The organism is Rhizobium sp. GCM10022189, assembly GCF_042656325.1.
GTDB lineage: Bacteria > Pseudomonadota > Alphaproteobacteria > Rhizobiales > Rhizobiaceae > Rhizobium.
The window spans coordinates 48344-72354 of the sequence record NZ_JBHSOR010000012.1; the positions used below are offsets into that span (position 1 = coordinate 48344).

The 24011-nt window shown below is 65.1% G+C and carries 27 protein-coding genes; 18 read left to right on the top strand and 9 right to left on the bottom strand.

Annotated features, from left to right (window positions below; all coding sequences use genetic code 11):
- On the top strand, nt 1-1517 hold a 1517-nt coding region (locus ACFPWW_RS09565; RefSeq protein ID WP_377311490.1), incomplete at its 5' end, for a cobaltochelatase subunit CobN.
- Nucleotides 1514-2146 (top strand): cob(I)yrinic acid a,c-diamide adenosyltransferase, encoded by a 633-nt coding sequence (gene cobO / locus ACFPWW_RS09570; protein ID WP_112569672.1) that lies wholly within the window; start codon nt 1514-1516, stop codon nt 2144-2146. The genes ACFPWW_RS09565 and cobO, both read left to right, overlap by 4 nt.
- Here the strand turns inward: cobO and ACFPWW_RS09575 are convergent.
- On the bottom strand, nt 2143-2937 hold the full coding sequence (locus tag ACFPWW_RS09575) for a helix-turn-helix domain-containing protein (protein ID WP_112755085.1): 795 nt from the start codon (nt 2935-2937) through the stop codon (nt 2143-2145). The two genes, cobO and ACFPWW_RS09575, sit on opposite strands and share 4 nt — an antisense overlap.
- Nucleotides 2937-3302: a nuclear transport factor 2 family protein gene (locus ACFPWW_RS09580; RefSeq protein ID WP_112703271.1), complete on the bottom strand. Its 366-nt coding sequence runs from the start codon at nt 3300-3302 to the stop codon at nt 2937-2939. Before ACFPWW_RS09580 ends, ACFPWW_RS09575 begins: the two co-directional genes overlap by 1 nt.
- A 189-nt stretch (nt 3303-3491) precedes the next feature.
- Here ACFPWW_RS09580 and ACFPWW_RS09585 point away from each other — a divergent pair, with 189 nt between their 5' ends.
- A complete protein-coding gene (locus ACFPWW_RS09585; RefSeq protein WP_112755083.1) occupies nt 3492-4145 on the top strand; it encodes a cysteine hydrolase family protein in 654 nt (217 codons plus the stop codon).
- Here the strand turns inward: ACFPWW_RS09585 and ACFPWW_RS09590 are convergent.
- Nucleotides 4142-4927, bottom strand: coding sequence for a TSUP family transporter (locus ACFPWW_RS09590; RefSeq protein ID WP_112703273.1), 786 nt, complete (start codon nt 4925-4927; stop codon nt 4142-4144). The genes ACFPWW_RS09585 and ACFPWW_RS09590 overlap by 4 nt on opposite strands.
- A gap of 90 nt (nt 4928-5017) precedes the next feature.
- Here ACFPWW_RS09590 and ACFPWW_RS09595 point away from each other — a divergent pair, with 90 nt between their 5' ends.
- The 6 genes from ACFPWW_RS09595 to cbiB all read left to right on the top strand — a co-directional run bounded on the left by ACFPWW_RS09595 (nt 5018) and on the right by cbiB (nt 10858).
- Nucleotides 5018-5461 (top strand): cobalamin biosynthesis protein, encoded by a 444-nt coding sequence (locus ACFPWW_RS09595; protein ID WP_377311491.1) that lies wholly within the window; start codon nt 5018-5020, stop codon nt 5459-5461.
- 123 nt (nt 5462-5584) lie between these two features.
- Nucleotides 5585-6535, top strand: a complete 951-nt coding sequence (locus ACFPWW_RS09600; RefSeq protein WP_112753390.1) for a nucleoside hydrolase — start codon at nt 5585-5587, stop codon at nt 6533-6535.
- A 195-nt stretch (nt 6536-6730) separates the two neighbouring features.
- Nucleotides 6731-7579 carry a uroporphyrinogen-III C-methyltransferase gene (cobA, locus tag ACFPWW_RS09605; RefSeq protein ID WP_112569686.1) on the top strand — a complete coding sequence of 283 codons (849 nt, stop codon included), beginning with the start codon at nt 6731-6733 and terminating at the stop codon, nt 7577-7579.
- A complete protein-coding gene (locus ACFPWW_RS09610; RefSeq protein WP_377311492.1) occupies nt 7576-8883 on the top strand; it encodes a cobyrinate a,c-diamide synthase in 1308 nt (435 codons plus the stop codon). Before cobA ends, ACFPWW_RS09610 begins: the two co-directional genes overlap by 4 nt.
- Nucleotides 8880-9881, top strand: coding sequence for a threonine-phosphate decarboxylase CobD (gene cobD / locus ACFPWW_RS09615; protein WP_112755078.1), 1002 nt, complete (start codon nt 8880-8882; stop codon nt 9879-9881). Before ACFPWW_RS09610 ends, cobD begins: the two co-directional genes overlap by 4 nt.
- Nucleotides 9878-10858 carry an adenosylcobinamide-phosphate synthase CbiB gene (cbiB, locus tag ACFPWW_RS09620; RefSeq protein WP_112755076.1) on the top strand — a complete coding sequence of 327 codons (981 nt, stop codon included), beginning with the start codon at nt 9878-9880 and terminating at the stop codon, nt 10856-10858. Before cobD ends, cbiB begins: the two co-directional genes overlap by 4 nt.
- On the opposite strand, the gene ACFPWW_RS09625 is transcribed toward cbiB, so the two are convergent.
- Both ACFPWW_RS09625 and ACFPWW_RS09630 read right to left on the bottom strand, forming a co-directional pair.
- Nucleotides 10855-12027: an MFS transporter gene (locus tag ACFPWW_RS09625; RefSeq protein WP_112755074.1), complete on the bottom strand. Its 1173-nt coding sequence runs from the start codon at nt 12025-12027 to the stop codon at nt 10855-10857. The genes cbiB and ACFPWW_RS09625 overlap by 4 nt on opposite strands.
- Nucleotide 12028: 1 nt before the next feature.
- The gene (locus tag ACFPWW_RS09630; protein WP_162702898.1) at nt 12029-12232 is read right to left on the bottom strand and encodes a DUF1127 domain-containing protein; all 204 of its coding nucleotides are present in this window, start codon (nt 12230-12232) and stop codon (nt 12029-12031) included.
- Nucleotides 12233-12369: 137 nt separating this feature from the next.
- On the opposite strand from ACFPWW_RS09630, the gene ACFPWW_RS09635 reads away from it, so the two are divergent.
- The gene (locus ACFPWW_RS09635) at nt 12370-13878 is read left to right on the top strand and encodes a winged helix-turn-helix domain-containing tetratricopeptide repeat protein (protein ID WP_112755070.1); all 1509 of its coding nucleotides are present in this window, start codon (nt 12370-12372) and stop codon (nt 13876-13878) included.
- Between the two features lie 133 nt (nt 13879-14011).
- Entirely contained in the window at nt 14012-14440 is a 429-nt protein-coding gene (locus ACFPWW_RS09640; protein ID WP_112703280.1) for a L,D-transpeptidase, read from the top strand.
- Between the two features lie 111 nt (nt 14441-14551).
- Here ACFPWW_RS09640 and ACFPWW_RS09645 read toward each other — a convergent pair whose 3' ends face one another.
- Entirely contained in the window at nt 14552-15274 is a 723-nt protein-coding gene (locus tag ACFPWW_RS09645; protein WP_112569700.1) for a Crp/Fnr family transcriptional regulator, read from the bottom strand.
- 504 nt (nt 15275-15778) lie between these two features.
- Here ACFPWW_RS09645 and ACFPWW_RS09650 point away from each other — a divergent pair.
- The 7 genes from ACFPWW_RS09650 (at nt 15779) to ACFPWW_RS09680 (ending at nt 22196) form a co-directional block, all read left to right on the top strand.
- Nucleotides 15779-16057: an acyl carrier protein gene (locus tag ACFPWW_RS09650; RefSeq protein WP_007814022.1), complete on the top strand. Its 279-nt coding sequence runs from the start codon at nt 15779-15781 to the stop codon at nt 16055-16057.
- 115 nt (nt 16058-16172) lie between these two features.
- On the top strand, nt 16173-16670 hold the full coding sequence (locus ACFPWW_RS09655; protein ID WP_112569702.1) for a 3-hydroxyacyl-ACP dehydratase FabZ family protein: 498 nt from the start codon (nt 16173-16175) through the stop codon (nt 16668-16670).
- Nucleotides 16667-17872, top strand: a complete 1206-nt coding sequence (locus tag ACFPWW_RS09660; protein ID WP_377311493.1) for a beta-ketoacyl-ACP synthase — start codon at nt 16667-16669, stop codon at nt 17870-17872. Before ACFPWW_RS09655 ends, ACFPWW_RS09660 begins: the two co-directional genes overlap by 4 nt.
- 12 nt (nt 17873-17884) lie before the next feature.
- The gene (locus ACFPWW_RS09665; RefSeq protein WP_377311494.1) at nt 17885-19171 is read left to right on the top strand and encodes a beta-ketoacyl-ACP synthase; all 1287 of its coding nucleotides are present in this window, start codon (nt 17885-17887) and stop codon (nt 19169-19171) included.
- Nucleotides 19172-19322: 151 nt separating this feature from the next.
- On the top strand, nt 19323-20351 hold the full coding sequence (locus ACFPWW_RS09670; RefSeq protein WP_112569708.1) for a zinc-binding dehydrogenase: 1029 nt from the start codon (nt 19323-19325) through the stop codon (nt 20349-20351).
- Between the two features lie 6 nt (nt 20352-20357).
- Nucleotides 20358-21293, top strand: a complete 936-nt coding sequence (locus tag ACFPWW_RS09675; protein WP_113414251.1) for a lipid A biosynthesis lauroyl acyltransferase — start codon at nt 20358-20360, stop codon at nt 21291-21293.
- 198 nt (nt 21294-21491) lie between these two features.
- Nucleotides 21492-22196, top strand: coding sequence for a PAS domain-containing protein (locus tag ACFPWW_RS09680; RefSeq protein ID WP_112703284.1), 705 nt, complete (start codon nt 21492-21494; stop codon nt 22194-22196).
- Nucleotides 22197-22285: 89 nt separating this feature from the next.
- Here the strand turns inward: ACFPWW_RS09680 and ACFPWW_RS09685 are convergent, their stop codons facing one another.
- The 3 genes from ACFPWW_RS09685 to ACFPWW_RS09695 form a co-directional block, all read right to left on the bottom strand.
- Nucleotides 22286-22648, bottom strand: a complete 363-nt coding sequence (locus tag ACFPWW_RS09685) for a VOC family protein (RefSeq protein WP_112569714.1) — start codon at nt 22646-22648, stop codon at nt 22286-22288.
- Nucleotide 22649: 1 nt separating this feature from the next.
- The gene (locus tag ACFPWW_RS09690) at nt 22650-23048 is read right to left on the bottom strand and encodes an SRPBCC family protein (RefSeq protein WP_112569716.1); all 399 of its coding nucleotides are present in this window, start codon (nt 23046-23048) and stop codon (nt 22650-22652) included.
- 63 nt (nt 23049-23111) lie between these two features.
- Nucleotides 23112-23897, bottom strand: coding sequence for a DUF6597 domain-containing transcriptional factor (locus tag ACFPWW_RS09695; protein ID WP_377311495.1), 786 nt, complete (start codon nt 23895-23897; stop codon nt 23112-23114).
- Nucleotides 23898-24011: the final 114 nt, after the last annotated feature.

The following is a 24011-nucleotide window of genomic DNA, read 5'->3' on the forward strand; positions in this document are numbered from 1 at the left end:
CCGCCCCTTGGGCCGGCCCGCGCCCGGCAATTCTCGCCGAGATCACCGACGCTCCCTGGCGCACCAACGGCGACACGGTCGAGCGCATCGAACTGCTCGCCGCCAGGCTCGTTTCCGGCGAACTCGCCTGTCCAAGCCTCTGGTCGCGAACCGGAGCCGTGCTCGCCGAAATCGAGGCCCGCCTCAAGCCCTCCATCCTCGCCTGCGGCCCGGCTGAAATCGCCGGCCTGCTCCGCGGCCTCGACGGCCGTTTCGTCGCTCCCGGCCCATCCGGCGCGCCGACGCGCGGGCGGCCGGATGTGTTGCCGACGGGGCGGAATTTCTACTCGGTGGACAGCCGCGCGGTGCCGACGCCCGCCGCCTACGAACTCGGCAGGAAATCCGCCGAACTGCTGATCCGCCGTTACGTGCAGGATCACGGCGAATGGCCCGTCTCCTTCGGGCTGACGGCCTGGGGCACGTCGAACATGCGCACCGGCGGTGACGATATCGCCCAGGCGCTGGCGCTGATCGGCGTCAAGCCGGTCTGGGACATGGCCTCGCGGCGTGTCACCGGCTACGAGATCATTCCGCCGGCCATGCTGCGGCGGCCGCGGGTGGATGTGACATTGCGCATTTCCGGTTTCTTCCGTGATGCTTTTCCCGAGCAGATCGCACTGTTCGACAAGGCGATCCGCGCGGTCGGCGCGCTGGAGGAGGATGTGGCCGACAACCCGATTGCCGGGCGCATGCGCGGCGAGGCGGCGCGGCTGACCGCCGCCGGGCTCGACGGGAAGGCGGCGGCCAGGCGGGCGGGCTACCGTGTCTTCGGCTCGAAGCCGGGGGCCTATGGCGCGGGCCTGCAGGCGCTGATCGACGAGAAGGGCTGGGAGCGGCGGGCCGATCTTGCCGAGGCCTATCTCGTCTGGGGCAGTTATGCCTATGGCGCGGGCGAGGAGGGGCAGGCCGAGCGCGACCTCTTCGAGGAGCGGCTGCGCTCCGTTCAGGCCGTGGTGCAGAACCAGGACAATCGCGAGCACGACCTGCTCGACAGCGACGACTATTACCAGTTCGAGGGCGGCATGGCGGCGGCGGCGGAAGCGCTGGGCGGCGTGCGGCCGGCGATCTACCACAACGACCATTCGCGGCCGGAAAAGCCCGTGATCCGCTCGCTGGAAGAGGAAATCGGGCGCGTGGTGCGCGGGCGCGTCGTCAATCCGAAATGGATCGAGGGCGTCATGCGCCACGGCTACAAGGGCGCTTTCGAGATAGCAGCGACGGTCGATTATCTCTTTGCCTTCGCGGCGACGACGGGCGCTGTCGGCAACCACCATTTCGAGGCGGTCTACCGGGCCTTCGTCGCCGATCCCCGGGTGCGCGACTTCATGGAAGAGAAGAACCCGGCCGCCCTTTCCGAAATGAAGGAGCGGCTGCTGGAGGCGATCGAGCGCGGGCTGTGGACGCCGCGCAGCAACTCGGCGCAATTTGATCTTACAGACCACAACGAAACCAGGAAAAGAGCAGGCAGCCAGCCATGAGCGAAGAGCCAGTAGACTCCACCGAAAAGGACGACGCCCGTCACAACGAGAAGATGGCGAAGAAGAAGGCCGCGCGTGACAAGATCATGGCGACCAAGACGGACGAGAAGGGGCTCGTCATCGTCCATACCGGCAAGGGCAAGGGCAAGTCGTCTGCCGCCTTCGGCATGATCTTCCGCCACATCGCCCACGGCAAGCCGTCGGCCGTCGTGCAGTTCATCAAGGGCGCGATGTGGACGGGCGAGCGCGACCTGATCGAGAAGCATTTCTCCGATGTCTGCCAGTTCTACACGATGGGCGAGGGCTTTACCTGGGAAACGCAGGACCGGGCGCGCGATGTGGCGGCGGCTGCCGCCGCCTGGGAAAAGGCCAAGGAACTGATCCGCGACGAGCGCAATTCCATGGTGCTGCTCGACGAGATCAATATCGCGCTGCGCTACGACTATCTCGATATCAACGAGGTGGTGGAGTTCCTGAAGACCGAGAAGCCCTACATGACGCATGTCGTGCTGACGGGGCGCAACGCCAAGGACGAGCTGATCGAGATCGCCGATCTCGTGACCGAGATGGAGCTCGTCAAACATCCCTTCCGCTCCGGCATCAAGGGGCAGCCGGGCGTGGAGTTCTAGTTCAGCGACAGGCTGCGCAGGACCGCCGCCGTTTCCTCATCGGCCGGGAAGAGCGTTTCGATGGCGAGTTCCGACAGGGTGATGTCGACGGGCGTGCCGAAGACGGTGGTGGTCGAGATGAAGGAGAGCAGGCCGGCTTTGGTCGAAAGCTGCAGGGGAACGGCGATGCCGGCAAAGTCGGCGTGCGGCTCGACCGCGTCTTCGGGGGCGGGATAGGAGAGCAGGTCTTTCAGCAGCTTTTCCAGAACGGGATCGCCCGAGACCGAAATCTGCTGGCGCAGCCGGTCGAGAAGGTGGGCGCGCCATTCGGCGAGGTTGGCGATATGCTGCGCCATGCCCCGCGGATGCAGGCTGAGGCGCAGCACGTTGACGGGTGGCTCCAGCAAGGCCGGATCAGCAACGGTTTCGAGCAGCGGCGCCAGGGCGGCGTTGGCGGCGATCAGCGTCCAGTGGCGGTCGATGGCGATGGCGGGGTAGGGCTCGTGTCCCTTCAGAATCCGGTCGATGGCGCGGCGTGCGGGAAGAAGGGCGGGATCGTCCAGCCTGCGCTCGGCAAAGACGGGGGCGTAACCGGCGGCCAGCAGCAGCGGATTGCGGTCACGCAGGGGAACGCCGAGGCGTTCGGCCAGATGCAGCAGCATTTCGCGGCTCGGGGTCGAACGCCCGCTCTCGATGAAGCTCAGGTGCCGTTGCGAAATATCGGCCTCCAGCGCGAGGTCCAGCTGGCTCATGCGGCGGCGCTGGCGCCATTCGCGCAGGTGGTCTCCGAGAGAGCGGGCGGTCGGGTTCATCAGGCGGCTTCCGGCAGCTGATCGATGAAGCCGCGGACGGATTTCAGCTTGCCGTCTTCGAGCTCGGCAAAATCCGTGCCCTTGATCAGCGCTTCGCCATTCTCGGGGCCGAGGCCCCAGGAGAAGCGCAGGTTGTTGCCGTAGCCGTCGGCCGTGCCGATCAGTTCGAAGCGGAAGCCGGGGAAGCGGCTCTGGACGGCCTCGACCAGCGCGTTGATCTGCTCATGGCCTTCGCCGCGCATCAGCGGGTCGGTATAGGTTGCGGCCTCCGTCCAGCTTTCGGCGATCAGAGCGCGGCGGCGGGCGGCATCCGTTTCGTTCCAGATGGCGAGGTAGCGCTCGGCTTTGGTCTTTGCGTCGGTCATCTTGTCATCTCCTTTTGATCGCCTGTCACGTTCAGGCAGGGCGATCATCGGTCAAAGCGGTGCAGCCTATCAATTACGCCTGACGTAATGGAAGCAGGATCAAATTCAGGTCTCGGCTTGGTGATTTGACAGGCGGGCGGGGAGTTCGGAGATTTGCCGCGACCCCTTTTGCCCGGAGGAGACCTGCCCATGAAAGCCCGTTCCCGCAAAGCCTTGGCCGCATTCGCCATAACTATTTTCGGCACCTCCGCCGCCCATGCGACCATTATCGACGACTGGAATACGATCAAGGCGCCGGCAGCGCCGCAGTTGAAGCCGGTTGATGTCGATACGTCCGATACGGCGCTGCTGCTGCTCGATTTCAACGGCGCGCAGGACCCGTCCAAGGGGCCGTGCAACACGAAGACCAAGCCGCGCTGCATCGCCTCGCTGCCGAAGGTGGCAAAGCTGACGGATGAGGCGCGCAAGAGCGGCGTGCCTGTGATCTACAGCATCACAGGCGGGGCGGCGAAGGGCGATATTGCCGAAGCGCTGGCGCCCGAGGCGGACGATCCGATCGTGCAGTCGGGCGCCAACAAGTTCATCAATACCGACCTCGAAAAGATCCTCTCCGACAGGCATATCAAGACGGTGATCGTGACCGGCACGGCCTCGGAAGGTGCGGTGCTGAACACGGCGGCCTATGCGGCGCTGAAGGGCATGAATGTCATCCTGCCAGTCGATGGCATGTCGTCGACCGACCCTTACGCCGAGCAATATGTCGCCTGGCATTTCGCCAATGCGCCGGGTGTCTCGGCCAAGACGGTGCTTACCGATATCGACGATATCAAGTTCGGGGATTAACCGCCAAGCCAGACACGCAGCGGGTTTGCCGGGTCGGCCAGAAGCTTGATCGCGAAGGCGATGCAGACGACGACGAGCAACGGCTTGATGAGCCTGGCGCCGATGCGCATGGCAAGCCGCGAGCCGAGCTGGGCGCCGAGGAACTGGCAGGCGCCCATCAGCAGGCCGATCTTCCAGAGTGTGGCGCCGAAGCTTGCGAAGACGATCAGCGCGCCGAAATTCGAGCCGAGATTGAGAAGCTTGGTGTGGGCGGTCGCCTTCAGCATGCCGAAGCCGGCGAGGGTGACGAAGGCCAGCATGAGGAAGGAGCCGGTGCCGGGGCCGAAGACGCCGTCGTAAAAGCCGATGACGGGAACCAGCGTCAGGCCGAAGAGGAAGGGCGTCATGCGGCGGTGCGTGTCGGAATCGTTGAGGTTCGGCTTGACGGCGAAGAAGATGGCGATCGCCACCAGAAGCACCGGCATGACGGCCTGCAGCACCTGGCCGGGCACCAGCGTGGCGAGGGCTGCGCCCAGCGCGCCGCCCATGACGGCCATCAGCGCCATCGGCAATTGTTCGGAAAGCTTCACATGGCCCTTGCGGGCATAGGCGATGGTTGCCGAGGCCGCGCCGAAGAGGGACTGAACCTTGTTGGTGCCGAGTGTCTGCAGCGGCGGGATGCCTGATATCAGCATGGCGGGAACGGTGATGAGGCCGCCGCCGCCGGCGATGGAATCGACGAAACCGGCAAAGAAGGCGGCCGCGCAGAGCAGCAGAAGCAGGTGGATGGCAATGTCAGGCAAGAGGCACTTCCGGGGAGGGTATTCTTGGATGGGCTTTCGGGCGGCCTTGTTGCATTTCCGGCCTCAAGCTGCAATGGCTCGGCGCACGCAATGAGGCGCAATCGGCTGACGGGAATGGGCGAAATCATCATCGACGCGGCAAGGCGGCATGTGCTCGGGCTCGGTTGCGAGCGCGGGACGCCCGATCGCGAGGTGATGGCGCTTGCGATGGACGCGCTTGACAGGGCCGGGATCGGCGGGGCGCAGCTTGCCGCCGTGGCCTCGATCGACAGCCGCAGCGAAGAGACGGCGATCCTTGCCGTTGCCGCGCGTTTTTCCGTGCCGGCCCTGTTCTTCGGCGCGGCGCGGCTGGAGGAAGAGACGCCGCGGCTCCAAAACCCGTCCAGGATCGTCTTTGCCCGTGTCGGCTGCCACGGCGTGGCGGAAGCGGCGGCGCTTGCGGCGCTCGGCGCGGAGGCGCAGCTGATCCTCGGCAAGATCAAATCTGCCCATGCGACAGCGGCCGTCGCCCGGATCGGGTTGCACAAAGCCTGACGGGCGTTATGGTGGCGGCACTTCGCGGCGCCGTCCGGCCGCCGGCGATTCAATCTTGTTTCAACGCAAGGGCGGAGGCAAAGGCGCGACGCATTGCGCTGGAATTGCTTCTAGAGGATACACATGCACAAGGTCATTTATGACACGGATCCGGGCGTCGACGATGCAATGGCGCTGCTTTTCCTGCACCGCCATCCCGAGATCGACCTGATCGGCATCACCACCGTCTTCGGCAATGCCTCGGTCGAGACGACGACGCGCAACGCGCTGTTCCTGAAGCGGGAATGGGATATTCCGGCGCCGGTCGCCAAGGGCGCCAGCGTCACCATCGATCCCGCCCGCCGGGAGCGGCCCTGGCCGACCATGGTGCATGGCGAAAACGGCCTCGGCGACATGCCGGTGCCGGAGACGATCGACCTGCCGGTCGATCCGCGCCCGGCGCATCGTTTCATCATCGAGACCGTGCGCGCCAATCCGGGCGAGGTGACGCTGGTGGCCGTCGGCCGCATGACGAACCTCGCGCTGGCGCTGAAGGAAGACCCCGAGATTGCCAGCCTCGTGAAGGGCGTCGTCATTATGGGCGGTAACTTCTACGTGCCGGGCAATGTCTCGCCGGTGGCCGAAGCCAATATTCACGGCGATCCGGAAGCGGCCGATATCGTCATGACCGCGCCGTGGAAAGTGGTCGTCATCGGCCTCGATGTGACCGCGATCACGACGATGAGCCGCTCCTATCTGCGCGACATGGCGGCAAAGGGCGACAAGGCGGTCAGGCAGCTCGACGAGCTTTCGCAGTCCTATATCGATTTCTACAAGCATGCGGTCGAAGACGGCATGATGGTGCATGACAGCTGTGCGGCCGTCTATGTCGTGGCGCCGGACCTGTTTTCGACGATCACCGGTCCGGTGCGCGTCGTCTGCGGCGGCATTGCCGACGGGCAGACGGTCGTCAAGCCGGACGGCCGCCGCTTCCCGCCGGGTGACTGGGACGGCCTGCCGAGCCAGGTCGTGGCCACCGGCATCGAATCGGAAAAGGTGCTCGATCTGATCCGCGACACGCTTCTGCGCGCCTGAACGGCCTTGACCGGCCGGCCGCGTTCCGGGCCGCCGGCCGGTCTTTCATTGCTGAGCCCGATCAATCGCTTGGCCGGATTTCCTGCGGGTTTGATTCCGCTTCCTGCGAGGTTGATCCAACGGCGTTTCGTCAACTTGCGGTGCGCGACTTCTGATTCCGTTGACCTCGCCATCTGGCGGGCCTAGATCAACGGGATGATCGATAGCGCATTCTCACATCTGCCGTCGCTGGAGCCGGGCAGCGTCTGGCTCGTTGGCGCCGGTCCGGGCGATCCGGGCCTGCTGACCCTGCTTGCCGCGCGGGGGCTCGCGCAGGCCGACGTGATCGTGCATGACGCGCTGGTCAACGAGGACTGTCTGAAGCTCGCCCGTTCCGGCGCAGAGCTGGAATATGCCGGCAAACGCGGCGGCAAGCCTTCGGCCCGGCAGCGGGACATCTCGCTGCGGCTGGTGGAACTGGCGCGCGCGGGCAAGCGGGTGCTGCGGCTGAAGGGCGGCGATCCCTTCGTCTTCGGGCGGGGCGGGGAAGAGGCGCTGACGCTGGTCGAGCACAATATCCCCTTCCGCATCGTGCCGGGCATCACCGCCGGCATCGGCGGCCTTGCCTATGCCGGCATTCCGGTGACGCATCGCGAGATCAACCATGCCGTGACGTTTCTGACCGGGCACGATTCCTCCGGCATCGTGCCCGACGCGATCGACTGGGAGGCGATCGGCAGGGGCTCGCCCGTCATCGTCATCTATATGGCGATGAAACATATCGCCCAGATCAGCGCCAATCTCATCGCGTCCGGCCGTTCCGCATCCGAGCCCGTGGCCTTCGTCTGCAATGCGGCGACCGGCGCGCAGCAGGTGCTGGAGACGACGCTCGGGCAGGCGCCCGAAGCGGTTGCCGCCTCCGGGCTGGAGCCGCCGGCAATCGTCGTCGTCGGCGAGGTGGTGCGGCTGCGCGCCTCGCTCGACTGGCTCGGCGCGCTCGGCGGGCGCCGCCTGCAGCCCGATCCTTTCCGCCAGGCCGACGGCCGGGGAAAGGAGACGGCATGAGCGGGCTTCTGATCGCGGCGCCTTCCTCCGGTTCCGGCAAGACGACGGTAACGCTCGGGCTGCTGCGGGCGCTGCGCGATCGCGGCGTGGCGGTGGCGCCCGGCAAGGCCGGGCCTGACTATATCGACCCGGCGTTCCATGCGGCGGCAAGCGGCGCGCACTGCCTGAATTTCGACCCCTGGGGCATGCGGCCGGAGCTGATCTCGGCCAATGCGACGCTGCACCGTTCCGGCGACCGCATCCTGCTCATCGAGGGCATGATGGGCCTTTTCGACGGGGCGGCGGACGGACACGGCACGGCGGCGGAACTTGCCGCGCAGCTCGGGCTTTCGGTCGTGCTCGTCGTCGATGCCTCGCGCCTGTCGCAATCCGTGGCGCCGCTGGTCAGCGGTTTTGCCGGGTTCCGGGCCGACGTGCGCATTGCCGGCGTCATCCTCAACAAGGTCGGCAGCGACCGGCAGGAGGCGATGCTGCGCCAGGCGCTGGACAAGATCCGCATGCCCGTCGTCGCCGTCATCCGCAAGGATGCGATGCTGGCGCTGCCGGAGCGGCATCTGGGGCTGGTGCAGGCGGGCGAACACGCCGCGCTTGAGGAATTCATCGACAACGCGGCCGCAGCCGTTTCGGAAGAGTGCAATTTCGAATTCCTGCTGCGCATCGCCCGCCAGGGGCTGAACCGGCCCTCGGCGGCCAATATTGCCCGGCTGATGCCCTTCGGCAGCCGCATTGCCGTTGCCCGCGATATCGCCTTCGCCTTCTGCTACGAGCATATGCTGCTCGGCTGGCGGCGGCGCGGGGCGGAGATTTCCTTCTTCTCGCCGCTGGCCGACGAGGCGCCGGCGGCCGATGCCGATGCGATCTACCTGCCGGGCGGCTATCCCGAGCTGCATGCGGGCAAGCTTGCGGGCGCGGGCAATTTTGCGGCTGCGATGAAGGCTGCGGCCGCGCGCGGCGTGCGCATCTACGGCGAATGCGGCGGCTATATGGTGCTCGGCGACGGGCTGGTCGACGGGGCGGGCGGGCGCCATGAAATGCTCGGCCTGCTGCCTGTCGTGACCAGCTACGAGAAGCGCGAGCGGCATCTCGGCTACCGGCGGGTCACGCCGCTCGAAGGCGCGTTTTTCGACAGGCCGATGGCGGCGCATGAATTCCACTACTCGACCATCGTTTCCGAAGGCGAGGCCGACCGGCTGTTTGCGGCGCGGGATGCGCTCGGCAACGATCTCGGCCCTGCGGGTCTGAGGCGCGGGCAGGTGGCCGGCTCCTACATGCACCTCATCGATCTGGCGGGAGCTGCCGCATGAATGCGCCGATCGTGCATGGCGGCGGCATTACGGCCGCGGCGGCCAGCTTCGGCGGCCGGGTGGAGGACTGGCTCGACCTTTCGACCGGGATCAATCCCAATCCGGTGGCGCTGCCGCAGATCCCGCCGCGGGTCTGGCACCGGCTGCCGGACCGGCACCTTGTCGAGACGGCGCGCCATGCGGCGCGCGACCACTATCGCAGCGGCGCGATCCTGCCGCTGCCGGTTCCGGGCACGCAGTCGGTGATCCAGCTTCTGCCGCGCCTGGCGCCCACGGGCCGGCGGGTGGCGATCCTTTCGCCGACCTACGGGGAATATGCGCGGGCATTCGGCGCTGCCGGTTTTGCGGTCGATACGGTCGGCGGGATCGACGAGATCGGGCCGGAGCACGGGCTGGCCGTCGTCGTCAATCCGAACAATCCGGACGGCCGGGTCCATGCCGCCGACAGGCTGGAAGAACTGCACGACCGGCTGAAGGCAGGCGGCGGTTTTCTCGTGGTCGACGAGGCGTTCGGGGATACGAGCCCGGAAACGAGCCTTGCGCCGCGCGCGGCCGGTCTCGCAAACCTCATCATCTTCCGCTCCTTCGGGAAGTTCTTCGGGCTTGCGGGGCTCAGGCTCGGCTTTGCCATTGCGCGGGGCGACATTCTCATGCGCCTGGAGGACTGGCTCGGCCCCTGGGCCGTCTCGGGGCCGGCGCTTGCGCTTGCCGGTTCGCTGCTGAATTCGGACGTTTCGCCGATTGCCCGCTCGATCGGCGAGCGGCAGAAAGCCCTTCATGCCGTGCTTGCCGGGGCGGGGCTTGCCGTTGCCGGCGGCACGCCGTTGTTTGCGCTCGTTGCCGATGCCAGGGCGGGCGACATTTACACCGAACTCTGCCGCCATCATATTCTCGTACGCCGATTCGACTACGCGCCGGACTGGCTGCGCTTCGGCCTGACGCCGGATGTTTCTGACGATGCAAGACTGGCTGCTGCCCTTCGGAGCTTTACCCGATGAATCTGGATGAACATTTCCTCGTGCTGGTTCTGGCGCTGCTGCTCGACCGCATTATCGGCGATCCGCAATGGCTGTGGATGCGCGTGCCGCATCCGGTCGCGATCTTCGGCCGGGCGATCGGCTATTTCGACCAGCATTTCAACCGCGAGATCCTGAGCAAGGCGCAGCGCAAGCAGAACGGCGTGGTGGCGATCCTGGCGCTCTCGGCGCTCGCCGTCGTCACCGGTGTCGTGCTGCACTGGTTCCTGATGCTCTTCGGCCCGATCGGCATCCTGGTCGAAATCTTCTGCGTGGCGATCTTCCTGGCGCAGAAGAGCCTGTCGGACCATGTCGCGGCGGTCGTCACCGCGCTCAGAAGCGAAGGGCTCGTGGGCGGGCGCAAGGCGGTGTCGCGCATCGTCGGGCGCGATCCGGAAACGCTGGACGAGCCTGCCGTCTGCCGCGCGGCGATCGAAAGCCTTGCGGAGAATTTCTCCGACGGCGTGGTGGCGCCGGCGCTCTGGTATGCGATCTTCGGCCTGCCGGGCCTGTTCTTCTACAAGATGCTGAACACGGCGGATTCGATGATCGGCCACCGCTCGGAAAAATACGTTGATTTCGGCTGGGCCTCGGCGCGGCTCGACGATATCGCCAACTGGCCGGCCGCGCGCCTCTCCATCCTGCTGATTGCCGTCGGCGCCGGCATCCGCCGCGGCACCTCGGCTTTCCGCGATGCCTTCAAGGTCGGTATCCGCGACGGCAAGCTGCACCGCTCGCCGAATTCCGGCCGCCCGGAAGCGGCCATGGCCGGCGCGCTCGATCTGCAGCTTGCCGGCCCGCGCGTCTATTCCGGCATGGTGGTGCGCGAGCCGATGATCAACGGTTCGGGCCGCGACGTGGCGACAGCGGGCGACGTCGAGGACGGGATCTCCGTCTTCCAGGCAAGCTGCATGGCGCTGACGCTGCTTGTCTTCGTGGGTTTCGTCTGCCTGCTCTAGGCTTGCCGCCTGACGACCAGAAACACCGCCAGCACGCCACTCAGCAGGCCGAGCGAGAGCGGCAGGCCGTGATGGCCGATCATCTGCATCGCCAGGCCCGTCGCGGGTGAACCTGCAATGCCGCCGAGGCCCCAGACGAGGGCGAAGGCGGCGTTGCCGGCGATCAGCGACTGGCCGGTGAAGCGCTCGCCGAGCTGGATCAGCGACAGCGTGTAGAGGCCGAAGGAGACGCCGCCCCAGAGGAAGAAGAGCGGCCAGACGAGCCATGTGCCGAAGGCGACCGGCAGGAGCAGGCAGCCGGCAAGCGAGGCGAGCGCGCAGAGGAGCAGGGTGGGGCGCGAGCCGAACTGTTCGGCGAGGCGGCCAAGTACGATCTGCAGCGCGGCATTGCCGGCGATGAAGCAGGTCATCAGCGCGGCGATGCGCTGTTCCGGGCTGTCGAGGGCGGCGCCATAGACGGCGAAGAGGGCAAGCAGGATCTGCTCGAAACCGGCGGCGACGAAGACGGCGAAGAGCAGGAGCGGCGCCAGCACGAAGACGGCGGCGACGGAGGTCGCTTCGCCTTCCTGCGGCATGTCGGGCAGGCGTCTTGAAACGGCCAGCACGATCAGGCCGCAGAGGAGGAAGGCTGCGATGCCGATCAGGAAGGGCGGCCAGCCCTCGGTGCCGGCAAGCCCGAGCGTGAGCGGGCCGATGGCGAAGCCGCCGGAGACGACCGACGAATAGAGGCCCATGATGCGGCCGCGGCGCCGGGCGGGCGTGACGGCGAGCAGCCAGGTTTCGCTGATGACGTAAAGCGGATTGGCGAAGGCGCCGAGCAGGAAGCGCAGCGGCATCCAGGCCCAGACCTGCTGTATCGACGCGATGCCCGTCAGGCTGACGGCGGCGAGGATCGAGCACAGGATGGCGAGGCGCCCGCCGCCGATACGGCGCGAGAGCGCGGGAATGACGGGGGCGGAGACGATGAAGCCAAGCGGTGTCATCGCCGCCGACAGGCCGATGAGGCCGGAGATTACGCCCTGCCGCTCCAGGATGAAGCTTAGCAGCGGATAGGTCAGGCCCTGCGCCATCGCAAAGACCGTGACCGTGGCGATGATGCCGGCCATCGCCGCCGAGCGGACGCGGTCGCCGGTCGTTGCGGCAAGGGGCAGAAGGCGCTCGTCGGTCATCTTACACATGCCAGAAGAAGCCGGCGGTCTCGCAACCTGCCTGTTGCGTCGGCAGGCCGATATCGTCGAGCAGGGCGGGGCTGATTTTCGACCTTCGTTTCCATTCCCGGCGGATGCGGATGCGCCGGAGCCAGCGCGCGATTGCGCCTCGCAGGTTGGGACGGTCGTGGTGGGGCGCGCATGTGAGGGTGCAGCAAGCGCTCATGATGACCTCCATCGGGCTTGAGGGCTCGCAAGCTTTCGGCTGCGAACAGGCCCGGAGTCTGGCGAAGGCGCGGCGCGGCGTCCTTAAACCCTTCCAAATTGTTCGCAAAAACTTCCAAAGCGATTATAGATGCGCCCATGCAGGGAGCGCGTTTTGCCTTTGGTCCGTTCGTGCTTGATCCGGATGCGGGGACGCTTTTTCGGGGCGGCGAACCCGTTGCCGTCGGGCATCGCGGGGTCGGGCTGCTGGCGGCTCTCGTCGGGCGGGCCGGCGAAATAGTCGCCAAGGCCGAGCTGATGGAGGCGGCCTGGCCGGGCATGGCGGTGGAGGAGGGCAATCTCACCGTCCAGATCGCGCAGCTGCGCAAGCTGCTGGGGCCGGCCGAAGGCGGCGGCGAGTGGATATCGACGGTTCCGCGCATCGGCTATCGTTTCCTGGGGGCCGTCAGGCCGCTTGCCGGCGCGAAACAGAAATTCCTGCCGCTGCCCGACAAGCCTTCGATCGCCGTTCTGCCCTTCGTCCATGTCGGCAGCGAGCCGGATCAGGGCTTTTTCGCCGACGGCCTGACCGAAGACCTGATTACCGATCTCTCGCGCATGCCGGGCCTGTTCGTCATCGCCCGCAACTCGTCCTTCGCCTACAAGGGAAAGGCGATGGATGTGCGTGACATCGCCGGGGAGCTGGGCGTGCGCTACCTGCTCAACGGCAGCGCAAGGCGCGCGGCCGGCCGTGTGCGCATCAATGCGCAGCTGGTGGATGCCGCCACCGGCGAGCATCTCTGGGCGGAGCGTTTCGATCGCGGTCTCGACGATATTTTTGCCGTTCAGGACGAGGTGACGGGCAAGATCGTCGAGGCGCTGCTCGGCCGGCTGCGGCCGCCATTGCCGCGCAACCGGCCGAAGAACCTGGAGGCCTACGATCTTTGCGTGCGGGCGCGCACGCTGATGGACGACGCGCCGCAGGCTGCCCGTGAGACGCAGCTGATGCTCAGGCGGGCGATTGCGCTCGACCCCGGTTATGCCGAGGCGCACCGCTGGCTGGCGCTCAACCACTGGATGGGGTGGGTGCATAGCGGCGGACCGACCGAAGCCGATCGCGCCATCGCGCTCGAACTGGCGCGCAAGGCCGTGGCGCTCGATGCCAACGATGCCGGCTGCCGCTGGGTGCTGGCTTACCTGCTGGCCTATGAGCGCAGCTTTGCCGACGCGGATGCGGAATTCGAAAAGGCGCTCGCGCTCGACCCGAACGAGGCCGATACCTGGGCGGCGCTGTCGGATATCCGTGTTCTCGCCGGGCGCATCGACGAAGGCCTGGCCCATATCGGCAAGGCCTTCCGGCTGAACCCGTTTCCGGCCAGCTGGTACTATCTGACGCTCGGCCAGGCACAATATGCCGCCCGCGACTATGAGGCCGTCGTCGAGACGCTGAGGAAGGAAGAGACCTATCGCACCAGTTCACGCCGCTTTCTGGCGGCAGGCCTTGCCCAGCTCGGCCGGCTGGACGAAGCGCGTGCGGAGGTGGAGCTGTTCCTCGTCGCAAACCCGCAATTTACGATCGGCCACTGGGCCGCGATGGAACCGTTCCGCGACGAGGCGACGCTTGCGCATTTCATCGACGGATACCGCAAGGCCGGTTTTCCCGAGTGACGGCTTGGCTCGTGACTGATCCTGTCCTGTTAAAAATGTGATTACCATTCGAGTTAAAGCAAAATAGGCAGTATTGTTGTAGTCTCTTCTCTTGTTGGGCAGAAAGCCTTTGGAATTCGACAGAGGGATTACTATGAAGACGTTTTTCGCGGCTGCGACCGCAGTATTGTTGCTGCAGTTTTCTCCCGTTGCAGCCGAGGCGGCCACGCTGGTCGCCAATATCAGCCTCAGCAAGCAGACGATGACCGTGACCGAGAACGGCTGGGTCAAGTATCGCTGGAAAGTTTCGACGGCGCGCAAGGGTTATACCACGCCGACCGGCTCGTGGAGCGCCAAGTGGCTGTCGCGCGATCACCGCTCGAAGAAATACGACAATGCGCCGATGCCTTTCGCGGTGTTCTTCAACGGCGGTTATGCGGTGCACGGCACCTTCGACCGCAAGCGGCTCGGCACGCCGGCCTCGCATGGCTGCGTGCGCCTCGACCCCAACAATGCGGCGGAGTTTTTCGCGATGACGCAGGAAAACGGCCTTGCCAATACGCGCGTGGTCATCACGCACTAGAGCAATTCCAGCAAAAGTGGGAACCGGTTTTGCGTCCGGAATTGCGGGGAAAACAATAAGCGAGAGCATTGAAGGCGACTCCGTTTTCGCCGGAAATGCTCTAGGCAGCCCTCACGCGGTGACCCGGCGCTCCAGCTCGTCCATGTCGGGAACGACGATATGACGGTTGTTCTCGATGCGGATGACGCCCTGCTTGCGCAGCTTGGTCATCTGGCGGCTGACGGTCTCGATCGTCAGCCCCAGGAAATCGGCGATCTCGGCGCGTGAGAGCGGCAGGTCGAAGGTCGTGCTGCAGGTCGTTTCCGGCTCGGCATGGGTGGCGATGAGATAGAGAAGGCTGGCGACCTTTTCCTGGGCCGTGCGGCGGCCGAGCGTCAGCATCCATTCGCGGGCCGCATCCAGTTCCTTCAGCGCCTGGGCATGCAGGTTATGCTGCAGTTCCGGCGTATCCGCGATCATGCGGTCCAGCAGCCCGCGGGGGAAGACGCAGATTTCCGTCGGCGTGGCCGCTTCGGCCGAGAGCGTGCTTTCCGGCACGAAGGGGCGGCCGATGAAATCGGGCGCGAACTGCAGGCCGACGATCTGCTGGCGCCCGTCCGGCATGACCTTGCAGAGCTTCACCACGCCATTCATGATGTTGGAATAGGAGGAGACCTCTTCGCCCTGGGCGACGATCTCGCAGCCGGCATCAAGCTTGCGGCGCGTGGAGTGCTTGCAAAGCTCGCGCAGCTGTGCGGCCGCCAGCGCGCCGCAGACGACGCCGTGGCGCGCCTCGCAGACGCGGCAGGTGGCCGGAATACTTATGTCTGGATCTTCACTGCGCGCGATGTCCATGTTGCGATGCCCCGATCCGACCTTGTGCCTGCGTTCTGTTACGCTTCGGCCGCAAGGTCATCTATCCCGATTTCTTGCGTCTCTGTCTTGATCTTTATCAATTTCAACCGGATTCCAATTTGATCCAGATCAAACTATCCTTCTTCTGCAGTTTTATTTGAAGCGAAACCTGCCTGACGGATTTTCCGCTTTGAAAAGCCGGCCCGGCGCGGAAAATTCCGGCGCCCTTCGAGCTGTAGGAACTCTCGGGCGGCAGCGCAATCGAACGCAGGTTTGGGGTGGCGGATGCGGGCTGTCCTGGCGTCGATCGGGCCGGAAGAACCTTTAGCCGGGTGGCCGCATCGGGCTGCGGCGCCTGTCCGGCGGGGGGCGGAAGGCCCCGTTCCATTGCTGTTTAGGCAACACCTTTGCGCCAAATTGGCGTACAACCGGGACGAAAGCATTGGCTTTTGAAAAGGATTTGCCTATGAGGGGGAGAATCTTCATTTCCAAGAGGTAGAGCGAGTGACCGCTACATTCGATAAAGTTGCCGACATCATTGCTGAAACCAGCGAGATCGACCGCGCAACGATCACGCCGGAAAGCCACACGATCGACGACCTCGGTATCGACAGCCTCGACTTCCTCGATATCGTTTTCGCGATCGACAAGGAATTCGGCATCAAGATTCCGCTCGAGAAGTGGACGCAGGAAGTCAACGAAGGCAAGGTTTCCACCGAAGAATATTTCGTGCTGAAGAACCTTTGTGCCAAGATCGACGAGCTGCGCGCCGCCAAGGCTTGAAGCCAAGCCATCATGTTTTTTTCACGCCCTGCCGCCGTTGATATGGCGGCCGGGCGATTTTGTTCCTAAGTAGGCCTTCCGACGGGCTTGTCGCGCGTCGCGCCGGAGAAGACTGATGCTGCTGGAATATTTCCAGATGATTGACCGCGTCGAGGCGGTGGACCTTGAGAAGCGCACGCTCAATGCGCGCTCGGTCGTGCCGGCCAAAAGCCCCGTTTTCGAGGGGCATTTTCCGGGCATGCCGCTCGTTCCCGGCGTGCTTCTGATCGAAACCATGGCGCAGGCCTCCGGCATGCTGGTGCTGGCCGCCACCGATTTTACGTCGATGCCCTTCCTGATGTCGGTCGACGGCGCCAAGATGCGCACCTTCGTCGAGCCGGAAGCCGTGCTCGACATCGAGGCTTTTCTCGAACATGACGGCTCCGGTTTTGCCGTCACCAAGGCAAAGATCACCAGCGGCGGCAAGAAGGTCTGCGATGCGCAGCTGAAACTGCGCACCATGCCGTTCAGCGAAATTCCGCTCGGCGATATCGTTAGGAAACGTGCCGGCGAGGTGGGCCTGATGGACGCCATCGCCGCGCAGGGGGCGAAGGCCCAGGGGGTGAGTGAATGAGCAAGGCCGCCAATGACGTCGTCATCACCGGTGTCGGCATTGTAACCTGTCAGGGTGTCGGCAAGGATGCGCATGTCGCGCTGCTGACCGCCGATGCGGCGCCCGCGACCATCATCGAAACCGAGAAGTTCAAGCCCTATCCGGTGCATCCGCTGCCCGAGATCGACTGGTCGCAGCAGATCGCCAAGCGCGGCGACCAGCGCCAGATGGAGAACTGGCAGCGCATCGGCGTTTTCGCCGCGGGTCTCGCGCTCGACGATGCCGGCTTCAAGGACGATCTCGAAGCCTGCGGCACGATGGACATGATCGTGGCGGCCGGCGGCGGCGAACGCGACATCAATGTCGATACGCTGATCGTGGACGAGGGCCTGAAGCGCAACGACCGCGAGCTGCTGCTGAACGAGAAGCTGACGACGGAACTCAGGCCCACGCTGTTTCTGGCACAGCTTTCCAACCTGCTGGCCGGCAATATTTCCATCGTCCACAAGGTCACCGGCTCCTCGCGCACCTTCATGGGCGAGGAAGCCTCCGGCGTTTCCGCCGTCGAGACGGCCTTCTGGCGCATCAAGTCGGGCGAATCCACCCATGCGCTGGTCGGCGGCGCCTTTGCTGCCGAACGTCAGGACATGATCCTGCTCACCGAAGCGATCGGCGCCAATACGCGCGGTGAGTGGGCGCCGCTCTGGTCGCGCTCCGGGCTTGAGGGCGGCGGCATCATCCTGGGTTCTGCCGGCGCCTTCCTGGTGCTGGAATCGCGCAAGCATGCCGAAGAGCGCGGCGCGCATATCTATGCGACGATGGGCGCGGTCGAGGGCGACCGCGGCAACCGAAACGCCGGCAATTTCGAAAAGCGCATGGAGCGGCTGCTGAAACCCGCCGGCGACCTGCCGGCCGAAACCACGGCGGTCTTCTCCGGCTCGACCGGCATGCACGAGCTTGCCGCCCGCGAAAAGGCGGTGCTGGAACATCAGCTTCCGGGGGCTGCGATCCGCGGCTTCGGCGGCGTTTCGGGCCACACGATCGAGGCGCAGTTCACGCTCGGCCTTGCGCTCGCAGCCCTTGCCGTCGATGCCAAGGCCAAGGTTCCGCCGTTCGACGCGGCGCACGAAGCGCCGATGACGGCAGGCACGAAGGCCGCCGTCGTAACGACGGTCGGACATCAGCGCGGCGAAGGCGTCGCCGTTCTTTCCGCAGAAGCGTGAGGAGTGACTGAAATGACAGCGTCCGCTTACAGGGATCATCTCGGCCGGCCGATCGTCGCCGTGACCGGCATGGGCATCATCACCTCGCTCGGCCAGGGCCTGAAGGACAATTGGGCGGCCCTTTCGTCCGGCACGTCGGGCATCCACGAAATCACCCGCTTCCCGACCGAAGGGCTTTCGACGCGCATTGCCGGCACGGTCGATTTCATCGACATTCCCGTGCCGAACGCGGTCGAGCGCTCCTACGCCTTTGCGCGCGAGACGACGATCGAGGCGCTGGCCGATGCCGATCTCTCCGGCGATTTCAACGGCCCGCTGTTCCTCGCCGCCCCGCCGATCGAGCCGGAATGGAGCGCCCGTTTCGAGCTTGCCGACCGATCGCCGGCCGCCGACCATCCGGGCGACGCCTACGAGCGGTTTTTGGCCGCCATGCGCCAGCGCCCGGACCCGGCTTTCCATGAGGCGGCGCTGTTCGGCGCGATTTCGGAGCGCCTGGCCGACCGGTTCGGCACGCGCGGCCTGCCGGTGACGCTGTCGACGGCCTGTGCATCGGGTGTGACGGCGATCCAGCTCGGCATCGAGGCGATCCGCCAGGGGCGCACCGAGCGGGCGCTGACGGTTGCGACCGACGGTTCGCTGAGCGCGGAAGCGCTGATCCGCTTTTCTCTGCTCTCGGCCCTTTCCACCCAGAACGATCCGCCGACCAAGGCTTCCAAGCCTTTCAGCAAGGATCGCGACGGTTTCGTCATTGCCGAAGGTGCGGCGACCCTGGTTCTGGAATCGCTTGAGGCGGCCATTGCCCGCGGCGCCAAGGTGCTCGGCATCATGAAGGGGGCGGGCGACAAGGCCGACAGCTTCCACCGCACGCGCTCTTCGCCGGACGGCGGCCCGGCGATCGCGACGATGCGCGCAGCACTTGCCGATGCCGGCATGAGCGAGGACGATATCGGCTATATCAACGCGCACGGCACTTCGACACCCGAAAACGACAAGATGGAATACGGCTCCATGTCGGCCGTCTTCAGCGAGAAGCTGGTCGGCATTCCGACCTCGTCCAACAAGTCGATGATCGGCCATACGCTGACGGCGGCCGGCGCGGTCGAGGCGGTGTTCTCGCTGCAGACGATGCTGACCGGCACCTTGCCGCCGACGATCAACTACAACAACCCCGATCCGTCGATCGTTCTCGATGTCGTGCCCAACAAGAAGCGGGAAGCCCAGGTCTCGGCCGTGCTTTCCAACTCTTTCGGCTTCGGCGGGCAGAACGCAAGCCTTGTCATGGCGCTCGAACCGGCTTAGAGACCCTGCTTGACTTTGGGACGAAGCGGTTTTTGACGTCGTCCTCGGGCTTGTCCCGAGGATCTACCCACGTCACTCGATGAATGCTGGCAGATGCTCGGGACAGGCCCGGGCATGACGACGATCCGCGTAGAAGAAAGAACTGCACATCATGCGCGCTTTGCAACTGATCGATGACCGCAAGCTTGAGATCACCGACCTGCCGGAACCGGATGCACCTTCGGCCGGCGAAGTGACGTTGCGCGTCAAGGCGGTTGCGCTGAACCATATCGATGTCTGGGGCTGGCGCGGCATGGCATTCGCCAAGCGCAAGATGCCGCTCGTCATCGGCGCGGAAGCCTCCGGCGTGGTCGAAGCGATCGGTCCGGGTGTCGCCAACGTTCTGCCCGGCCAGCTCGTGTCGATCTACGGCGCGCGCACCTGCGGCCTCTGCCGCCCGTGCCGCGAGGGCCGCGACAATCTCTGCGAACATGTCTCCGGCGTGCACGGCTTCCATCTCGACGGTTTCGCGCAGGAGAAGGTGAACCTGCCGGCGCGCCTGCTGGTGCCGGCGCCTCCCGGCGTCGATGCCGTCGGTGCGGCGCTCGCGCCCGTTACCTTCGGCACGGTCGAGCATATGCTCTTCGACAATGCCAGGCTGGAGCCCGGCGAGACGATCCTCATTCATGCCGGCGGCTCCGGCATCGGCACGGCGGCGATCCAGCTTGCCAAGAAGATCGGCTGCACCGTGATTACGACCGTCGGTTCGGACGACAAGATCGAGAAGGCCAGGGCGCTCGGCGCCGATCACGTCATCAACTACCGCACCGACCGTTTCGAGGGCGTTGTGCGCAAGCTCACCAGGAAGAAGGGCGTCGATGTCGTCTTCGAACATGTGGGCAAGGACACCTGGGCGGGCTCCATGCTCTGCATGAAGCGCGGCGGGCGTCTCGTCACCTGCGGCTCGACCTCGGGTGTTTCGACCGAGATGAACCTGATGATGCTGTTCCAGCAGCAACTGAAGCTGCTCGGCTCCTTCGGCTGCCGCATGGAAAACATGGCCGACGCCATGCAGAAGATGGGCCGCGGCCTCGTTCATCCCGTCATCGATACCGAAGTCGGCTTCGACGATATCGACCGCGCGCTGGAGCGCATGGAAGGCCGGCAGATCTTCGGCAAGATCATCCTGAAGATGGACTGACCCTGCGTGAAGCTTTTCATCACCCGGATCGTTCTGGCGCTCAGGCACTTCCAGCAATGGCTGGTGGCGCAGGTGATGTTCGGTTTCCTGAATTTCCTGAAGCTTTTCCCGGCTGACGGCGCCATGCGCTTTGCCGACTGGCTGACGCGCCAGATCGGCCGGCGGCTGAAGCGCCACAGGCTGATGCTCTACAATCTGCGCCGGGCTTTTCCGGAAAAGAGCGATGCGGAGCTGGAGGAAATCGCGCTCGAAAGCTGGGGCAATATGGGCCGGCTTGCAGCCGAATATGTCTTCCTCGACCAGCTTTTCGATTTCGATCCTGAGCGGGCCGAGCCCGGCCGGGTGGAAGTCTCGGGCATTCCGATCTTCCTGGAACTGCGCGACAATCCGCGTCCCTTCATCGTCTTTACCGGCCATACCGGCAATTTCGAGCTCTTGCCGGTTGCCGGCAACGCGTTCGGCCTCAGCGTGACCGTGCTCTTCCGGCCGCCGAACAATCCATACGTCGCCAGGAGGGTCTTCGATTTCCGCAGCGGCCGCATGGGCAAGCTGGTGCCTTCCCATGCCGGCTCTTCCTTCGCGCTGGCGCGCCAGCTCGAAGCGGGGCAGGGCGTGGGCGTTCTCGTCGATCAGAAATTCAGCCGCGGGTTGAAGACGACCTTCTTCGGGCTCGAGACCAAGACCAATCCGCTGCTGCCGAAACTGGTGCGGCAGTTCAACTGCGACGTCTATCCGGCCCGCTGCATCCGTCTTCCCGGCGGCCGCTACCGGCTGGAAATCGAGCCGAAACTGGACATGCCGCGCGACGAAAAGGGCAATCTGGACCTTGCCGCCACGGCGCAGATGCTGAACGACAAGGTGGAAAGCTGGGTGCGCGAATACCCGGCCCAATGGCTGTGGTATCACGACCGCTGGGATATCAAGCGTTCCGTCAGCCTGTAAGGTTGCGCCTGTAAGATTTTGCTCCTGATTTATAATCGGTGAAAAGCGACAGGTCCGGCTTGGTTGAAAATGAGTACGGTTCATGTTATGCGTTTCTACCAGGGCGCGTAAGGCGCCTACCGTAAGGCGTAATCTTTCATTAAGCATAGGCCTCGACCGGTTTCGGAACGTTTCTCAGGAAATGGATATGGGGGTATCTTGCTTGAGTTGTTCAGGGCCTTCTCCTTGCGCTGTGCGCAGATCGAGGAAGCGATAAGGCTAGGGGACGATGAGCGCGTGGAGGCGCTCGACCGCGATATCCAGCCGCTCGTCGAAGCGATACTCGCTTGCAGGGCGTCCAGTCTCATTGAAGTTTATATGCAACTTCAGTTTGTGAGCTACCTCATCAGCCAGGACGCCGACGACGGGGCTTTCGTAACGCAATATGCCGCCGTGCTGTCCTATCTGCTCGACCGTTATTTCGGCGCCCATGCGCCGGACTGGCGCGTGCCGCTGCCGGCGGAGGTGAAGCTGCGCCCGCCGCCGGCCTATGTTCCCGATACCGACAACGGCCAGTTCCTCAACGCGGCGATCCTGCAGACGCTGCCGGACCGGGTGGCGGTGCTGACGAAGGACTACCGCTACCTCTATTCCAACCCGGCCAATTGCGCCCATCTCGGCCGCAACGCCATGCAGCTCATCGGCCGCCATATCGTCGAATTCGTCGGCGAGGAGCGTTTCGCGGGCGAGGTGAAGGAAAAGCTCGACGCCTGCTTCGAGGGCGTGTCGGTCGATTATGTCTACGAGCGGGACGCGCGGCGCAACCGCTGCCGCATGGTGCCGCTGCACGATGCGGCCAGGAAGGTGATCGGGGCGCTCATCACCATTCAGAATCTCGGTGCCGCGGCAAGGGTAGACGCCTGAGCGGACCGCGATATTCGCGCGCCAGGCTTGAGGCTTTTGCTTCTGCCGCAGCCCTCGCTGAACCGCGACACCGTTCCGCGCGCCATGCCCTAATTCCTGCTCCAGACCGCAAGTTCGTAACCGTCCCTGTCGCGGAAATGGAAGCGCCGGCCGCCGGGGAAGGGGGTGATCGGCTTTGCTATCGTGCCGCCGGCCTTTTCGACGGCGGCGAGCGCATCTTCCAGCCTTTCCGCATAGAGGATGACGAGCGGGCCGCCGCCGGCTCGCACCGGGGCGAGATTGGTGAAGCCGCCCTTCAGCCTGCCGTCGTCGAATTCGCAATAGTTCTCGCCGTAATCGGTGAAGCGCCAGCCGAAGGCTGCGCCATAAAAGGCTTTTGCCGCGCCGATATCGGCGACGTTGAATTCGACATAGTCGATGCGGCGGTCGTTTTCCGTGTCGTTTCCGGCCATCTCATTTCTCCATTATCGATTTCAGCGCCGCCAGGTCCTTCTGGACATGGGCGGCGTCGGCGGCAAACTGCTCGTCGGTCATGCCCGGCAGGCGCAGCAGCGTGAACATCGCCTCGCAACCGTCGCCGTTCGGTACGATGCGCAGCGCGTTATAGACGCGCAGGCCGGATTCGATGGTGACGGTATGGTCGATGACGCCGAATTCGTTCGGCGGCACGAAGCTCACGCGGACGCTGCCGAGCGGGCCATGGGCGATCCAGTCCTCGCCGTCGGGTTCCAGGCCGCTCGCAAGGCCGGAGGCCCAGAGCGGCATGTTCTCCGGGCGACCGGCGAAATCATAGACATCGCGCCAGTCTCTCCTGATCGTGATGTGGACGATGCGGGCGGGCATTGTGTTCATTGGTCTGTCCTTTTGCTTTGCATCAGACTACAGCGCCGGCACGGGCCGTCTTGAACGAAACGGTCAGCCTGCCGCCAATTGAGCGCGCATGGCGGATGGCGTCAGCGTCGTCAGGTCGCCGATCTCGCGGGTCATGTGGGCCTGGTCGGAAAAGCCGGCTTCGAGGGCAAGCGCGGCAAGGGACGGGGGCTCGCCGGCGCGGCACAGGGCCATGAAACGCTGCAGCCGGCGGATACGCTCCAGCGTCTTGATGCCGTAGCCGAAATGGTTGTGGGCGCGGCGGCGCAGCTGCCGCTCGCCGATGCCGAGGCCGCGCTGCAGGCCGCCGATCCGGCCCGGCCCGCCATCGGCGGCGGCAAAGATCAGGCGCGCCTCGGGGTCGGGCGCGTCCTCGCTGCCTGCGAGGTCTTTCAACAGGGTGGCGAAAAGCGGGAGAGCGGCGGCCCCATCCGGGCCGTCGGTGAGGCGAGGTTCGAGCAGGGCCGCCTTTGCGGGTGCAAGCTCACGCAAGGGAACGGAGAGGCCGGTGATTTCCGACAGGGGCAGTTTCAGCCAGGCGGCACCCGCGCCCGGCGCAAAACGCGCGCCGAGAATGCGCATGCCCGGCGCCATCGGCGGGAAGGCGGCGGTGCGGTCCGGCCCGGCAACGAAGAGGCGGCCGTCTGCGAAAAGCAGGTCGCAATAACCGTCGGGCACGATGGCGACAGGGTTTGCGGTTTTTATCTCATGCGACCAGAGGCAGGTGAAATGCGGCGCAAGGGCAGGCGAGGGCGCATATTCGCGGTAGCGCCCGGCTTTGCCTGCCAGAAGCGGCCCGCTGTCGCCCCGGCTTTCAGTGCTGGCTGTCATTGCGGCCTCCCCGACCCCTTCATATGGTGCGCGCCAGGCCATTCGAAAAGCCTGTTCCGGCGGCCTTTTTTCGCCGCGAATCGGCCGTTGCGACCTTGCCGTTTGACCGAGAGA